Here is a 16,394-nt window from a genome sequence, read left to right as displayed (position 1 = left end):
AGGATAGCCGGGGGAATATGTTCGATGCTGTTTTATAAGTGATGGCGGCACTCACATCAGGACCCATCCGCCCACCACGGCCCGCGTCTGTCGTCGAAGGAGGCGTTCCGGAACGGGGGCGGGAGGTCGCGGTGTCGGTCGATGCCGAGGGCGAAGCCGATCCAGAAGCCGGCGTGCCAGCCGAACGTGTCCTCGTGCGTCGTGGTGATCGCGACGCCGAGTCGTGGCCGGCCGTCCGAGCGGTTCTCCAGGGTGGCACACGAACCCACACTGGGCCTGTCACAGGGGGATTGTCGGGGGAAGGTGATCACGATGTCCGCCGTGTCCCGCCCGTCCGCCGCGGTGATATCGACCCCCTCTACTGCCCCGGACGCCCCGGCTTCGTAGTACCCGAAGACGTGGCCGAGTTGTCGTTTGGCCACCAGGTTACGGCGGGCAAAGACCGTCGAGCGGTCGGCATACACCGAGAGGTTCTCGCGGGCGATAGGGGCGGTCTGGAGGGCGGGACCGGGGCGGGGAATCGCCCGGTAGCCGTAATCGGGACTCATCAGGTCCGCCGGCTGCTCTCCGTGGCGTATCCCCAACAGATGCCCGAACTCGTGTTTGATCACGTGGCGGGTCGACCCGTTGGTGGCCCCCGCGCGAACACAGATACGTTCGGGCGGATCCGGCGGATTTTCCGCCGTGATGCGCGGCGCGAACCCGGCCACGTGGTCGCGATCCGGCAGCCCACACTCCCTGACGTCCCCGACGTACTTGACGACGATATCGGGGTCGGACGCGTTCGGTTCGAGATCGTAGTCCACCTCGTATCTGCCGTAGGCCGCGTCGTTACGCTCCCAGTATCCGATCGAATCGGCGACGTGATCGGTGACGTCCCGCCACGGGCCGGCGGTGTTTACGACGCCGACGGTCAGCGTCGGTTTGCCCCAGGGGTTCGTCGCCGACGCGGCGGTGTCCGGGGACGCCCTCTCGGCGTCCGGGCCGTCGGTTCCGTTCGGGGCCGACGCCGGGCCGGATCCCCCCGCTCCGAAGGGCGTGGTACAGCCGGCGAGGACGAGCAACGTCGCCAGGGCGACCACGCGAAGTCCCATAGCCGAACGTGACGCGCCATCGACAACACGTTTTCGGTCCCTGTCATTTCCGCCCCCGTCATCCCGTCCCAACGGGAGTCCCCCGCCATTCGGACCGTGTTCGGGCGTGCGATCCTCGCCCGTGAGCCGTCATCGTACATCGCACCGCGTCCGCACGCGGGGGCAGACTGACCCCGCGACCGCGGGGTCATTTGTATACAATTACTGATAATCACTATATATTATATGCTTACAGATATATTTCTACTGTTCCGACGCTCCCGTCCTCCGCGCCGGCATCGGGCCCGTGGCGGTGAACGACGGCGTGACGCGAGCCCCTCGAAACGGCTATCGCCGACGGTATCGGTCGTGTCCGTCGTCGATCCGGTTTGCGGGTTCATCAACCGAGCCGTGATCCGATCGTGGACGGTCGATGCACCGCTCCTGACGACACTTATCAAAAATAAAGATACTATATAAAAAATAGAAATCGGTCGTCGAAACGGACAGCGCGACCTGTCGCTGGAGCCGGCGTGTGCCTCGCGTTACTGTCCGTTCGGGGGTCCCGACCGGCCCAATACCATAACTATATTAATTCTGTTATGGAATTTGTGGTCGATTCCGGAGGGCGCGAGCCCGCGGGTATCTCGGAGACGCCACTTCGGCGCACCCGCCAACCGGAGAGATTCGACATATCCGGAATGATTGCGGGTACTGTTGTCGTATACCGTGCTGGCTGTTGACAATTGGAGACGTATTCCGACAATATCGAATCCCGCCGGGGGAGGCCTCCATCGATTCTGTTGGACATCGCGGCCGTGGCCGCCCGATTCGACCGACGCCCCCGACTGCGACGTCCGCCACGGACGGGGGGGATCGGTACGTCGTCGAGACACTTCGAAATAACCGGAACTATAATGCACATCCTGAGCGTATGCGTCGGTATGTCACCGCAGCTTCTCAAATCGTTACGGCGGGCCAACCACATCATCGAGCGACTCGTCGAGATGGAGGCCGCGTCCGTCAGCGAACTCGCCGAGGAGTTCGATATGCCCCTGAGCACGATGTACGAGTACGTCAACACGCTCGAGAACATAAATTACATCACGAAGCGATCGGACGGCCGCTACCGCGTTAGCTCGTCGTTTCTCGAGATCGGAAATCAGGTCCTCCGAAACCACAACGTCTACGACGTGGCGGAGCCCGAGATCCGGCGGTTAGCCGAGCAGACGGGGGAGTTCGCCGGCCTGATGATCGAGGAGGACCGTGCCGGCGTACTGGTGTCGATGAAGAAGGGGGAGAAGGTAAAGCGCCTCCAGGTCAACCGCACGTACCCAGGGGTCAAATCGCGGTTGAACACCACGGCCTACGGGAAGGCGATCCTGGCTCAGTTCTCCGACGAGGAGATACGGGAGGTGACAGACCGATACGGCCTCCATCCGAGGACGGAGAACACGATAACCGAAGTCGACCCACTGTTGGAGGAGATAGACCGGATCCGCGAACAGGGGTATGCTCTGGACGACGAAGAGTGTTTCAACGGGATGCGCGGGGTCGGGGTTTCGATCACGAGCAAGGGGGACGATCTCTTGGCAGGGATCGCGGTCTACGGCCCGCCGAACCGTTTTCGCGACGGACCCTTCCTCGAGGAGTATCCCGAGACGGTACAGGAGTACGCCGACGTCATACAGGGTAACTTGGAGTACTAATACTGACGAACAAAAGAATGTACACACGACGCACGAGGATCACGCCGTTCGACGGAGCGAACGGCGAATCACTCGTGAGTCGGTTTCATTTGATTTCGTCCACCAGTATAACACCCGTTCGCAGCCTCGTTCTCGCCCCGACATTCGCGCTTTCCCGACTCGTCGTACCGCCTCGACGCTCCGGGTCTCGGGGTACGGGTCCGACCGCGCCGGCCCATACGTTTATATCGCTTCATACGTATCGTCGAACGCTATGAGAGCAGCAATCTACCACGACCGAAAGGACATCCGCGTAGCGGACGTAGAACAGCAGGCAGTCGGGCCGAACCAGGTCCGGATCGACATCGACTCGTGTGGCATCTGTGGTTCGGATCTTCACGAGTACACAGCGGGTCCGATCTTCGCCCCCGGTGACGAACCGCATCCGGTGTCGGGAGAGACCACGCCGATCAGAATGGGCCACGAGTTCAGCGGGGTGCTCTCCGAGGTCGGTAACGGGGTATCCGGGCTCGATGTGGGCGATGCAGTCGCCGTCAACCCCATTCTGTACTGCGGGGAGTGTCGACAGTGCCGGGAGGGGAACTATCACATCTGTGATTCGATCGGGTTCGTCGGGCTCTCCGGTGGCGGCGGCGGGTTCGCCGAGAGCGTCGTACTGGACGCGGAACACGCGGTCCCGCTCGGTGACGACGTCCCACTCGAGTACGGTGCGCTGGTCGAACCCCTGAGCGTCGGGCTACACGCGGTCCGCCGGTCCGGACTCCGCGCCGGGGACACGGTCGCCGTGTTCGGTAGCGGCCCGATCGGACTGTCCGTGATACAGTGCGCCCGCGCGGCGGGGGCGGGGACGATCCTCGTCTCCGAACCGAGGCAAGCACGGCGTGAGCGCGCCTCGGACTGCGGTGCGGACGATCTCATCGATCCCACGAGTACGGACGCCGTCGAGTACATCACCGCGAACACGGACGGTGGTGTAGACGTCGCGTTCGAGGTCGCGGGCGTCGAGGCGTCATTCAACGACGCCATCGAGAGTACCGCTCCGAGCGGCCGTACGACCGTCGTGAGCATCTGGGAAAACGAGGTCAGCACCCATCCGAACAACCTCGTGCTCGGCGAACGAACGGTGACGGGAACGCTCGCATACCTCGGCGGCCCGCGCTCGGAGGAGGAGTACGGAATGGTCATCGGCATGCTCGCGGACGGGCGGCTCGATCCCGACCCGTTCGTCACCGGTCGGATCGGACTGGACGGGATCGTAGCGGACGGGTTCGAACGGCTGATCGACCCTGAGAGCGACCACGTGAAGATCCTCGTCAAACCGAACGAGTGATCTGGGGGACAACACCCCACGTTCGCTTGAGGTATGCCGTCCCTCGATCCGATGTTCTCGTACGTATGCGTACCGGATCCTCCGCAGACCGGTGTATTCCCCGGTTGTACTACACGATAAACCGGTAACATTATTATTCAACACACGTTAACAGACGTTGTCGCATGACAGACTATACCTTAGAGACGGAAGCGGGACGGCGTGAATCGCTACGACGAATGTTGACGATTCGGGAGTTCGACACGAAGGCCGGACAGTACTTCGCGGACGGGGAGATTCCGGGGTTCGTACACCTGTACATCGGCGAGGAGGCAGTCGCCGTCGGGACGTGTGCGGCTCTCGATCCCGACGATTTGATCTCCAGTACGCACCGGGGACACGGACACTGCATCGCGAAGGGGCTGGACACCGAATTGATGATGGCAGAGCTGTTCGGCAAAGAGGACGGCTACTGCAACGGTAAGGGCGGTTCGATGCATATCGCCGACGTCGAGTCCGGAATGTTGGGCGCGAACGGCATCGTCGGCGCGGGGCCGCCGTTGGCCACCGGTGCCGCACTCTCGATCGATTATCAGGACCGAGATCAGGTTGCGCTGGCGTTCCTCGGTGACGGCGCGGTCGCACAGGGACAGGTCCACGAGGCGATAAATCTGGCTTCGACGTGGGATCTCCCGGCGATCTTCCTCGTCGAGAACAACCGCTACGGCGAGGCGACCCCCGTGGAGAAACAACACAACCTCAGCCAACTCAGCGACACCGCCCAGGCCTACGACATCCCCGGTCTCACCGTCGACGGCATGGACGTGACCGCCGTCGCCGAGGCTGTCAAGGAAGCACGAAAGCGCGCACGGGCCGGCGATGGCCCGACGCTCATCGAGGCCGAAACGTACCGATACCGTGGCCACTACGAGGGGGACGAACAGAACTACCGAACCGACGAGGAACTCGAACAGTGGCAAGAGCGCGACGCGATCGACTCGTTCAAGCGGCGGCTCATCGACCGTGGCGAACTGACCGAAGACGACTTCGAGGAGATGCAAGCGGCAATCGAAGAGGCCATCGCCGACGCGATCGAGTACGCACAGGAGTCCGAATTCCCCGCACCGGAGGAAGCCTACGACGACATGTTCAGCGAATCGGTCCCCGAGATCGAGGCGTTCGCGGAGCGGATCCGTACCGACGGCGGTTCAAACGGAGGTGACGCATAATGGCGCAAGCGGAACTCGAACAGGAACAGACCGAAACGATGACCGTCCGCGAGTCGATCAGACAGGCGCTCCGCGAGGAACTGGAGCACGACGAGGACGTCTACATCATCGGCGAGGACGTCGGCGCGTTCGGCGGCGTACTCGAGGTGACCGGCAACCTCTATGAGGAGTTCGGTGAAGAACGGGTTCGGGATACCCCCATCGCCGAGGCCGGGATCATCGGTGCCGCGACGGGCGCGGCGGCGACGGGTACCCGTCCGGTCGCCGAACTCATGTTCTCGGACTTCACGGGCGTCGCGATGGAACAGATCATGAACCAGATGGCCAAGATGCGATACATGTTCGGCGGCAAGACCGACATGCCCGTCACGGTCCGTACGACGGAGGGCGGCGGGATGGGCGCGGCAAGCCAACACTCCGGGACGATCCACTCGTGGATATCTCACTTCCCCGGGCTGAAAGCGGTTGCACCCGGAACGGCCGCCGCCGCCAAGGGGCTGACGAAGGCCGCCATCCGATCGGACGATCCGGTGTTCGTGTTCGAGAACAAGATGATCTACGAACAGCAAGGCGAGGTGCCGACCGACGTGGAGTACACGATCCCGATCGGCGAGGCGGCGGTCGAGCGCGAAGGGGAGGACGTCACCGTCGTCGGGACCCAACGGCTCGTCGGCGAGGCGCTCGACGTCGCCGAAAGCCTCTCCGGCGACGTGAGCGTCGAGGTCATCGATCCACGCTCGCTGTACCCACTCGATACCGACACGATCGTCGAGAGCGTCAAAAAGACGGGCCGAATGGTCGTCGCCGACGAGAGCCCGCTCTCGTATGGGACCCACGCGGAGATCATCGCCCGTGCCCAAGAGGAGGCGTTCTTCAGCCTCGACGCCCCGATCCAGCGCGTCGGGACACCCGATACGCACATGCCGTTTAGCACGCCACTGGAGCAGGAAGTCCTCCCGGGCGGCGAAGACGTCAAGGACGCGATCCGGCGGATAACCTGATCACGCGTGGCCCACGTTGGACTCATCGTAAATCCGTCGGCCGGCCGCGACATCCGCCGCCTCACTGGCGGTGCGAGCGTCGTTGACAACTACGCGAAACGCCGCGTCGCCGAGTGTGTCCTCGGTGGTCTGACCATCGTCGGGGATCCGCCGAGCGTGGCGGTCATGCCGGACAGGGTCGGTATCGCATCCCACGCCGTCGAGGAGGCACCGGCGGAACTGGACGTCGAATCGGTCGATATGACCGTCGAGGAGACGGCCGCCGACACCCGACGTGCGGCTGAACGGTTCCGGGACGACGCCGACGTCGTCGTCGTCCTCGGCGGCGACGGAACGAGCCGCGACGTCGCGATGAGGGTCGGCGACGTACCCATCGTACCCGTCTCGACCGGCACGAACAACGTCGTCCCGATGCCCGTCGATGGAACCGTCGCCGGGGCGGCGGCGGCGGTCGTCGCGGCGGGTCTAGTCGACCGGGAAGCCGTAACGTATCGACACGGAAGGATCGATGTCAGGGCGGACGACGTTTCCGGCGAAACGCGCCTTTCGGGACTGGCGACCGTCGGGATCACCGACCGCCCTTTCGTCGGGACGCGGGCCATCATCGACCCGTCCGAACTGCTCGGCGGCGTCGTTTCGCGGGCTCATCCGTCCGACATCGGCCTCCCGAGCGTCGCGGGATGTATCGAACCGGTCGCGCCGGAGGCCTCCGGCGGCGCCGCACTCCGGCTTGGACCCCCCGACGCGACCGCCCGCTCCGTCCGGGCCGTACTCGCGCCGGGAGTGACGACGACGATCGGCATAACAGAGCACGCGCCACTCGACGCCGGGGCGTCCGCGACGTTCGACGTCGTGGACGGCGTGATCGGGGCCGACGGCGAACGCGAGGTCGAACTCGCCGACGCGACCGTGACGATGACGCTGACCGACGACGGACCGCGCCTCGTCGACGTCGACGCCACACTCGAAGCCGCCGCGGAGGCGGGAATCCTGATCGAAGAACGGTAGACGTCCGAAAAACCACGACGGGCGCTTTTTTATCAGTGGAACGGGCGGAAGCCCTCGCGGACGGATTCCGGGGGATTCACACGGAACGGTGTCCCGATGGGGCGGTCACCACCTGAACGGTGCGGACGGCGAGTGCTCCCGGACGACAACAGTCCGTCTCACTCGGTACCGCGGTACGACTGGAGGGCGAGCTCGGAGGCCCGCTCGAACGAATCGAACAGCCGTTCGAGGAAGGATTCGGCCTCACGCCGGCCGAGGGCGCGGGTATCGTAGCTCAGACTGGCCGTCACGAGCGGTTGGAGGTCGACACCGCCGTCGTCCGGGACCGCTCGCTGTCCCGACGGATCGACCTCGAGGGCAGCGACACTCGGGGGGATGAGACGGGGGCCATCGGCGTCCGAGTCGGCCGTGTTCTCGAGCGTGAATGTCGGCCGTCCCCCGGCGTCCTCCTCGATCGCCTCGCGTTCCGCGACGATCCCGGTCAGCGACTTGGTTTCGACGTCCGGGATGACGCCGGCGACCGGTTCACCGTCCCGTTCGGTGACCAGCGCGACGTCTTGACGCGCTTGGACCTGATGTGTCGACTCGGTGTACGTTCCGTTCAGCAGGGGCCGATCCGCAAGCGCATCCGAGGTCACGACCAACAGCACGTCAGTGACCGTGACGTGCTCTTCGAACGCCGATCGGACCGACTCCGTGGTTTCGAGCAGGGCGTTCCCCGCAGCGGGACCGGCGACAGCCGTGACCCGTCGGTACCGTCCCGCCGTCGTTTCCGACGTCCCCGTCCGGATCCCGGTCGGTTCGGTCTCGGCGGCGGCCTCGACGTCGTCGGCGGTGATCGAGTCCATCGGGCCGGTCCCGTCCACGCCCGCGAGGTCGACGCCGAGTTCCTCGGCGCGCTTTTTCGCCCGCGGGGATGCCTTTATCTGGTCGGTCTCGCCCCCGTCATCGCTCGCGGCCTCGACGTCGTCAGCGGTGATCGAGTCCATCGGGCCGGTCCCGTCCACGCCCGCGAGGTCGACGCCGAGTTCCTCGGCGCGCTTTTTCGCCCGCGGGGATGCCTTTATCTGGTCGGTCTCGTCGGCGGACGAGGCCGCCGGTTCGGGTGGCTCCGACCGATCCGTCGCTTCGGCGTCCTCCGCCTGCGCGCCCGTCGGCTCCGGATCGGAGCCGCTTTCATCGTCGACGTCCCCTTCAAGTTCGGCCTCGGCCTCGGCTTCGAGTTCGGAAACGTCCGCGTCGCTGTCCGCGAGAATGCCGATCGGCGTACCTGGTGGAACGGACTCCCCGGCCTCGATATAGATACGTCGGATGGCTCCGCTTTCGCGCGCATCGACTTCGCCAATGCTTTTTTCGGATTCGACCTCGGCGATCTTGTCGCCCTCGGACACTTCCTCACCCGTTCGGAAGAACCACTCCAGAACGGTTCCCTGTTCCATTTCCAGCCCAAGCTTTGGCATCTTGACGATAGTTGCCATTATAAATGGTGTATGAATGGCGGTATACTAAAACGTATCTCTTATCTGGAGGCGGCTCGCTCGTCCTCCCTCGGACGGGGGAAACAGCCGGCAGGATAAAGTCACGGCACCGATATGGATGCAGTATGTCAGACAAAACGAGCCAGACGTTACGATCGTTTCTGTGGCGTGCGGTGAATCTCTATCCGGACCGAGAGGTCGTCTCACGGACCCACGAGGGGAGGACCCGGTACACGTATAAAGAGTACGGCGAGAGGACGGCCAGACTTGCCAACGCCCTCTCGGCGTACGGCATCGAAAAGGGTGACCGGGTCGGAACGTTCTGTTGGAACCACCACCGCCACTTCGAGACGTACTTTTCCGTCCCGTCGATCGGCGCACAGCTCCATACGATCAACCCACTGCTTCCCGACACGCACATCCGCCACATCGTCGACGAGGCCGACGATCAGTTGATTTTCGTCGATCACTCGCTCGCACCGAAACTCGCGGCGGTGGCCTCGGGCGCACCCGAGTTCGAGGGGATCGAGTTCGTCCTGATGGGCGAAACCGAATCCGACACCGTCGAGGGGGTATCCTACGAGGCGTTCATAGCCGGTCGTTCCAGCGAGTACGACTGGCCCGAGATCGAAGAGACACAGCCCGCGGGGCTGTGTTACACCTCGGGGACGACGGGCGAGCCGAAGGGCGTCGAGTACACCCACCGGATGCTGTGGAGCCACACGATGGCGACGCTGACGCCGCAGGGAATTCCGATAGATGACGGTGACACGGTTATGCCAGTCGTGCCGATGTTTCACGTCAATGCGTGGGGGTTCCCATTCGCCGCGACCGCCGCCGGTGCCAAACACGTCTATCCCGGCCCCTCGCCTGATCCGGAGGACGTCGTGAGACTCATTCGGGAGGAGGGTGTCACGATCACGGCCGGCGTTCCGACGGTCTGGCTCGACCTCATCGATTACGTCGAGGACGCCGACGTCGGTCTCGCCGATCTCGAGACGATCGCCGTCGGCGGGGCCGCGGCCCCCGAATCGATGATCCGGTGGTTCGATGACCGCGACGTCGAGATCGTTCACGCGTGGGGTATGACCGAGCTGTCCCCGATCGGGACGGTCTCCAATCCGAAGTACACGCTCGCGGACGCCGACTACGAGACCCGGCTCCGACGCCGTACGACACAGGGGCTGGTCCTCCCCGGCCTCGAGATACGGGTCGTCGACGACGAGGGCGAGGAGGTCCCGTGGGACGGCGAGGCGTTCGGTGAGCTATGGATCCGCGGTCCGTGGGTCACGACGGAGTACTTCGGACGCCCCGCCACCGATGAGGCGGACTTCGAGGGAGGGTGGCTGAAGACCGGCGACATCGTTACCGTCGACGAAGAGGGATACGTCGACGTCGTCGACCGGGCAGAGGACGTCATCAAATCGGCCGGCGAGTGGATCTCATCGATCGAACTCGAGGACGCGATCATGGCCACCGACGACGTCGCCGAGGCCGTCGTCGTCGGCGTCTCCCACGAGAAATACCAAGAACGGCCCGTCGCGTTCGTCGTTCCGACCGACGGAGCCGATCCGGACGCGCTATCCGAGACGATCCTAGACCGCCTCGGGGCGGAGTATCCGGGGTGGTGGCTGCCGGACGCAATCGAGTATCTCGAGGAGATCCCAAAGACCACGACCGGAAAGTTTTCGAAGGCGGTCGTCCGCGAACGGTACGCCGACGAGGCGTTGATCGAAGGGGCTGCACCCGAACGCGCCGACCACCGAACGGAGTGAGGCGGACGCGGTTTCGGTCCCCGCCAGCCGTCGCATTCGGGTTCCAACGGACGGGGGCGTTCGGAGACCCCACACCGAGATCTGCGGGACACCGCCGTCGACGGCGGCCCGTCGGTATCGTCCGGTCGATGGCCCGTTCGTACGACTCGTCGAGCGCCGGGTCAATACAGCTCGTTTCGGACCTCGGTACCGATCTCTTCGATGGCCTCGTCGGCCCGGTCGAGCCTCGGATCGGACAGCATCGTCAAGAACCCATGAATCATGTCGTCGTACTGGATGTGTCGGGTCGGAACGCCCGCCTCGGCCAGACGGTCGGCGAGCCTGCGTCCGTCGTCCCGGAGCGGGTCGAACCCACACGTCAGGACGCACGACGGCGGGAGCCCGTCCAGACGTTCCGTGCGAAGCGGCGAGGCGTACGGGTGGGTGCCGTCTCGCTCGCTCCGGAGGTAGCCCTTCCAGAACCGTTCCATGTCCTTCCGGGTGAGAAAGTACCCCTGGGCGTTCTCGTCGTAGGAGGACGTATCGAACGCGTAATCGGTCGCCGGATACGCCAGAACCTGGTAGGCTATCGCAGGGCCGTCCCTGTCCCGGGAGAGCAGGCTGACACCCACCGCGAGGGCCGCCCCCGCGCTGTCGCCGGCGATGGCCAACGTATCCGATCCACACCCGATCGTCTCGGCGTTGTTCGCGACCCATCGTGTCACCGCATAACAGTCTTCGAGTCCGGACGGGAACCGGTGTTCCGGCGCGAGCCGGTAGTCGACGGAGACCACGATACATTCGGTACTGTTCGCGAGGGCTCGACACAGCGCGTCGTGCGTCTCCAGATCCCCGAGCATCCACCCGCCGCCGTGGAAAAACACGAGGGGACACAACGCCCCGTCGGCGGCCGGTTCGTAGACGCGGATCGGGATCTCCCCACCTGGACCGGGCACGGTGCGATCCGTCACGGACGCGACGCTGCTCGGCGGCTCGTCGGGCACGCTGAGTTCGCGATACGTCTCGCGGGCATCCCGGAGGGACAGTCGGTGCAGCGGTGGGAGCCCCTGTTCGGAGAGTCCGTGGAGATAGTCCTCGACTTGGGGATCAAGTGTGGATGTCATCGCTTCGTTCGTGTCATTCGTATAGAAACGTATAATTGTATCTTTCGTGAGGACGTCCTCGGGAGGAGCATCCGCATAAAAAACACCCCCTGGAGTTATTGCCCACCGATATAATGTAGTCGTACGATGTCTGCACAGACGTTCCCGAAAGACGTGGATACGGTCGTTATCGGTGCGGGTCCCGGCGGATACGTGGCCGCGATCCGGGCAGCACAGTCCGGCCAGGAGGTGGCCCTCGTCGAGAGAGACGCCTACGGCGGAACATGCCTCAACGTCGGCTGCATCCCGTCGAAGGCACTCATCGCGGCGACTGACGTCGCCTATCACGCAAACAACGCCGAGCGGATGGGCATCCACGGCGACGTCGCGGTGGACTTCGGCGGGATGATCGACTGGAAGGACGGCGTGGTGAAACGGCTCACAGGGGGGATCGAGAAGCTGTGTAACGCGAACGGGGTGACGCTGGTCGACGGCGTCGCGGAGTTCGCGAGCGAACGGGCGGTTCGGATCCGAAAGGACGGTCGGGAGCGGGGGTCGATCGCGTTCGACAGCGCCGTCATCGCTACGGGGTCACGCCCGATCAGGCTACCCGGCGTCGAATTCGACGGCGAGCACGTCCTCTCGTCGACCGACGTCCTCAAACTCGGGGAGCGTCCGGGGCGGCTGCTCGTCGTCGGTGCCGGGTACATCGGCATGGAGCTTTCGACGGTCCTCGCGAAGGCGGGTGTCGACGTGACGGTCATCGAGATGCTTGATCGAGCACTGCCGGAGTACGAACGGGACGTCGCCCGGATAGTCAGACGGCGAGCGGAGGAGTTCGGCGTGGAGTTCCGCTTCGGCGAGGGAGCGACGGACTGGACGCCGATCGACGGCGGGACGCGTCTCACAACCGAGACGGAAGCCGGCGAGCGATCCGAGTACGAGGCGGACGCCGTCGTCGTGGCGGTCGGCAGAGAGCCGGTCACGGATACGATCGATCCGGGGAACGCGGGCATCGACACGGACGAGCGGGGGTTCATCCGGACGGACGAGCGGACCCGGACGAGTACCGACGGAATCTTCGCTGTCGGTGACGTCGCCGGCGAGCCGATGCTCGCACACAAAGCGAGCAACGAGGGCGAGATTGCAGCCGACGTCATCACGGGCAACGGAGAGCCGCATACCCCAGCGGCGATTCCCGCCGCTGTGTTCACCGATCCGGAGATCTGTACGATCGGGATGACCCAAGCCGACGCGAAGGCGGCGGAAAAAGACCCCGCCGTCGGACGCATGCCGATGCGCGCGTCGGGGCGTGCGCTTACCATCGGCGAGACCGAGGGGTTCGTGCGGATCGTCGCGGACGGGACCACCGGAACGATCCTCGGCGCACAGATAGTCGGCCCCGAGGCATCGGAACTGGGTGCCGAGATCTCCGTAGCCATCGAGATGGGGGCGACCGCGGCCGACGTCGCAAGAACCGTACACACCCACCCGACGCTCGGTGAGGCGGTCATGGAGGCGGCCGCGAACGCTCGAAACGAGGCGATCCATACCCTTAACGAGTGAACGGCCCGCGTCGGCGCTTTCGGCGCTCGGATCCCCGGTCTCGTGACCATACCTTTTTGTTCCTCGTCGAGTAACTGCGGGTATGAGCCGTTCTCAAAAGCCGGAGTGGTTGAAGGTTCGGCCGCCGGCTGGCGAGCGCTTCACCGAAATCAAATCCGTCCTGCGCGATCACGGTCTTCACACCGTCTGTGAGGAAGCGAACTGCCCGAACCTCGGGGACTGTTGGAGCGGCCGCGACGGTCCCGGAACCGCGACGTTCATGTTGATGGGCGATCGCTGCTCTCGGGGCTGTAACTTCTGTGACGTTGAAACGGGTGGCATGGACCCCCTCGACCCCGATGAGCCCGAAAACGTCGCGAGCGCGGTCAGCAAGATCGGTTTGGAGTACGTCGTGTTGACGAGCGTCGACCGCGACGATCTGCCCGATCAGGGGGCCGGCCACTTCGCGCGGACGATCCGGGAGATCCGCCGCCGCAATTCGGATACGCTCATCGAGGTCCTGATCCCGGATTTTCAGGGTGAACCGGAGTTGGTCCGAAAGATCACCGACGCCGACCCGGACGTCATCGCCCACAACGTCGAGACCGTCAGCCGCCTCCAGTGGCCCGTCCGCGATCGGCGTGCGTCCTACGAACAGTCGCTCTCGGTCCTCCGGGAGCTCGGCCGTACGTCCGACAGTTACACGAAGACGTCGCTGATGCTCGGGGTCGGCGAGTACGACCACGAGGTGTATCGGACACTGAGCGACCTCCGGTCGGTCGGCGTCGACATCGTCACCTTCGGTCAGTACCTTCAGCCGTCAACGCGGCACCTCGAAGTGTTCGAATACGTCCACCCCGATAAGTTCGACATCTGGAAGCGGATCGCCGAGGAGGAGTTCGATTTCCTCTACTCCGCGTCCGGCCCGATGGTCCGCTCGTCGTTCAAAGCCGGGGAGTTCTTCGTGAAGGCCCTGCTTCAGGACGGGATACCGATCGAGGACGCCAGGGACGTGGCGGATCGAAGCTGATGCGGGGGCGTGACCGAGGGTGATTGATCGCCGCGCCCCATCGTCGTGAGTCATCCACCGAACCGCTTAAACCGGACCGACGCGGAGGGTAACCCGAGAACGACACATCCATGAACTCTGAGCCACCGAGTGATCGTCGGTATCTGGAGACTCACGAGTGGGCCCGCCGTGAGGGCGACACCGTACGGGTTGGGATCACGGCGTTCATCCGGAACGAACTCGGCGAGATCGTGTTCGTCGAACTCCCGTCGGTCGGCGAGACGGTCGAGGCGGGCGACCCGTTCGGCGTCATCGAATCGGTCAAATCCATCTCCGATCTCTATGCGCCGATCTCCGGCGATGTCAGAGCCGTCAACGGGGAGCTCACCGATACGCCCGCCCTCCTCAACGACGACCCCTTCGGGGACGGCTGGATGCTCGAAATCGAACCGGCCGCCGAATCGGGATTCGACGAGTTACTCCCGCCCGAGGCCTACGGCTCGCGGATCACATAACGGAGGTCGGGTATGCTTCCACCGGACGGCGTGGGCTCGAAGCCACGTTTCCGCGGTGGGTCGACATGGCGAAAACGGTTTCAAACGGGGATGTCCGTCGTGGTACTCCAGGTCGGTACAGCCGCCATACGGCCGCCAGTACGAGATGTATACCGGTTGTGAACCGCCGTTCGGTCCCGATCGATTCACCCAAACACTCAAATTTTTTGACTGTATTCGATAAATATATTTTCGCGCAGTAGCGGAGACACGTCTTCTATGCTATCGGCCGGAGTCACGTCGCTATCGACGGCTGGACCCATCGGGTCGGTCCCGAGTGATCCCGACCGTTCCGGGGGAGCGATCCGCGGTCGACCCGTATGCGAGCGGGGGTCACCACCTACGCCGCTATTCGACCGCGGCAAAGCGAACAGCGTGACGGGTTCGAACCGAATTATACCGGCAGTACCGGCCCAGAGGCGTGGATTCTCGGGCCGCTGGCGGGGACGACGTCGGAGCAGTTCTCGGTGAAGGTGGCTATCCGCTTCGAGTGGCGTGACAGAGGAGTCGGAACGCCGTTTAATATATAATTTGAAGTATGAAATAACAAAACACACAGATTGTAGATATATTTCTCCACGTCGTATTCGGGACGGCTCGAGACCGACTCGAAGCCGTCGCCGTCTCCCGCGATTCGCCCGAACGTACGGTCGTCTCTCGCCCAAACCACTGATGCATACTATCGATATTATGGGGAAATTGCACCCACAAATATCGGTCGGCATACGATGCTCCTCGATTCGTATACTTGGGAGGCGACCAATACAACGGCTCGCTACGACGTCCCGGTTATCACATATCAAGTGACCGGGACGGATCCGGACTCCCAAGCGCCACCACCGATCAACGGAACGCTCCAACTCGGCGTCGAAGATGGCATCATTTACGCCTACGATCTCAAACTGGACGCAGATGAACGTCCGTATCGCTACACGTACAGCGTGCAGCCTGCTCCGTTTCCGAAACACGAGTGCGTAGACACAGCCTGTGATCTGGCGGCAAACTGCACCGATAGTCGTTCCAAATAGTTCGGCGGCTGATTCCAGTCGTACACTCCGATACGATGTCTCATTCTGTGTCTTGTTTCACCACTTGCGACACACTCTTTCATACCGTCATTCTCTACGAAATGACGTACCACGTTTCGTTTCTATCCTCCTCCAAATTATCAGCCGTGCTCGCTTCGCTGTGCGCGACTGACGAGGTTCGCATCCGTGCCTGCTCGTTCGCTCGGTCGCTACGCTCCGTTGCTCAGTGCGCGGGACCGGATTCGAACCGGCGGACCCCTACGGGACAGCGTCCTAAGCGCTGCGCCTTTGGCCTGGCTCGGCAACCCGCGCGCAGTCTCCCGTACCGGAGTCACCCAAAAATAGCTGTCGCTCCGGATCGGTTCGCCGGCGGGGAGGTGGTTCCTGTGAGTCGGGATATTTGCATCCCTCGGAGGCTGTGCTGGACTCTTCGCCCGGTCACCGGTTGCTTCAGGTATGGCTGGGCTTCGATCCGGCCCCTCCGGTAGGTATTGCCCGGCTTCACATCGGTCCCGGCCGGGCTGGGCCTCCGAACCAGCCACGAACCGCCCCGCCGCTTTCGCAAGCTACACGTCCCGCAGTCCACACGCCTCT

12 protein-coding genes and 1 tRNA gene are annotated in these 16,394 nt (G+C 63.8%); 9 read left to right on the top strand and 4 right to left on the bottom strand.

Annotated elements, in window-relative coordinates; translation table 11 throughout:
• Positions 1-56: 56 nt before the first annotated feature.
• Positions 57-1,094, bottom strand: coding sequence for a matrixin family metalloprotease (locus tag HZR14_RS07875; RefSeq protein ID WP_181692311.1), 1,038 nt, complete (start codon positions 1,092-1,094; stop codon positions 57-59).
• Positions 1,095-2,017: 923 nt separating this feature from the next.
• Here HZR14_RS07875 and HZR14_RS07870 point away from each other — a divergent pair.
• The 5 genes from HZR14_RS07870 to HZR14_RS07850 all read left to right on the top strand — a co-directional run bounded on the left by HZR14_RS07870 (position 2,018) and on the right by HZR14_RS07850 (position 7,329).
• Positions 2,018-2,782 (top strand): IclR family transcriptional regulator, encoded by a 765-nt coding sequence (locus HZR14_RS07870; protein ID WP_181692310.1) that lies wholly within the window; start codon positions 2,018-2,020, stop codon positions 2,780-2,782.
• A gap of 253 nt (positions 2,783-3,035) precedes the next feature.
• Positions 3,036-4,112, top strand: a complete 1,077-nt coding sequence (locus tag HZR14_RS07865; RefSeq protein ID WP_181692309.1) for a 2,3-butanediol dehydrogenase — start codon at positions 3,036-3,038, stop codon at positions 4,110-4,112.
• Between the two features lie 164 nt (positions 4,113-4,276).
• Positions 4,277-5,320, top strand: a complete 1,044-nt coding sequence (locus HZR14_RS07860) for a thiamine pyrophosphate-dependent dehydrogenase E1 component subunit alpha (RefSeq protein WP_181692308.1) — start codon at positions 4,277-4,279, stop codon at positions 5,318-5,320.
• The gene (locus HZR14_RS07855; protein WP_181692341.1) at positions 5,317-6,321 is read left to right on the top strand and encodes an alpha-ketoacid dehydrogenase subunit beta; all 1,005 of its coding nucleotides are present in this window, start codon (positions 5,317-5,319) and stop codon (positions 6,319-6,321) included. Before HZR14_RS07860 ends, HZR14_RS07855 begins: the two co-directional genes overlap by 4 nt.
• 6 nt (positions 6,322-6,327) lie before the next feature.
• Positions 6,328-7,329 carry an NAD(+)/NADH kinase gene (locus HZR14_RS07850; RefSeq protein ID WP_181692307.1) on the top strand — a complete coding sequence of 334 codons (1,002 nt, stop codon included), beginning with the start codon at positions 6,328-6,330 and terminating at the stop codon, positions 7,327-7,329.
• Positions 7,330-7,487: 158 nt separating this feature from the next.
• On the opposite strand, the gene HZR14_RS07845 is transcribed toward HZR14_RS07850, so the two are convergent.
• Positions 7,488-8,807 carry an E3 binding domain-containing protein gene (locus HZR14_RS07845; protein WP_220132487.1) on the bottom strand — a complete coding sequence of 440 codons (1,320 nt, stop codon included), beginning with the start codon at positions 8,805-8,807 and terminating at the stop codon, positions 7,488-7,490.
• A gap of 125 nt (positions 8,808-8,932) precedes the next feature.
• On the opposite strand from HZR14_RS07845, the gene HZR14_RS07840 reads away from it, so the two are divergent.
• Positions 8,933-10,582: a long-chain fatty acid--CoA ligase gene (locus HZR14_RS07840; protein WP_181692306.1), complete on the top strand. Its 1,650-nt coding sequence runs from the start codon at positions 8,933-8,935 to the stop codon at positions 10,580-10,582.
• A 161-nt stretch (positions 10,583-10,743) separates the two neighbouring features.
• Here HZR14_RS07840 and HZR14_RS07835 read toward each other — a convergent pair whose 3' ends face one another.
• Positions 10,744-11,685 carry an alpha/beta hydrolase gene (locus HZR14_RS07835; RefSeq protein ID WP_181692305.1) on the bottom strand — a complete coding sequence of 314 codons (942 nt, stop codon included), beginning with the start codon at positions 11,683-11,685 and terminating at the stop codon, positions 10,744-10,746.
• Positions 11,686-11,811: 126 nt separating this feature from the next.
• Here HZR14_RS07835 and lpdA point away from each other — a divergent pair, with 126 nt between their 5' ends.
• The 3 genes from lpdA to gcvH all read left to right on the top strand — a co-directional run bounded on the left by lpdA (position 11,812) and on the right by gcvH (position 14,733).
• Positions 11,812-13,230 (top strand): dihydrolipoyl dehydrogenase, encoded by a 1,419-nt coding sequence (lpdA, locus tag HZR14_RS07830; protein WP_181692304.1) that lies wholly within the window; start codon positions 11,812-11,814, stop codon positions 13,228-13,230.
• Between the two features lie 82 nt (positions 13,231-13,312).
• Positions 13,313-14,239 (top strand): lipoyl synthase, encoded by a 927-nt coding sequence (gene lipA / locus HZR14_RS07825; protein ID WP_181692303.1) that lies wholly within the window; start codon positions 13,313-13,315, stop codon positions 14,237-14,239.
• A 110-nt stretch (positions 14,240-14,349) separates the two neighbouring features.
• A complete protein-coding gene (gene gcvH / locus HZR14_RS07820) occupies positions 14,350-14,733 on the top strand; it encodes a glycine cleavage system protein GcvH (RefSeq protein ID WP_181692302.1) in 384 nt (127 codons plus the stop codon).
• A 1,294-nt stretch (positions 14,734-16,027) separates the two neighbouring features.
• On the opposite strand, the gene HZR14_RS07815 is transcribed toward gcvH, so the two are convergent.
• A tRNA-Leu gene (locus HZR14_RS07815) sits at positions 16,028-16,112 on the bottom strand.
• Positions 16,113-16,394: the final 282 nt, after the last annotated feature.

The sequence above is a fragment of the Natronomonas salinimetallica genome, from assembly GCF_013839515.1.
GTDB lineage: Archaea > Halobacteriota > Halobacteria > Halobacteriales > Haloarculaceae > Natronomonas.
This window is presented reverse-complemented; position numbering and strand designations above follow the sequence as displayed.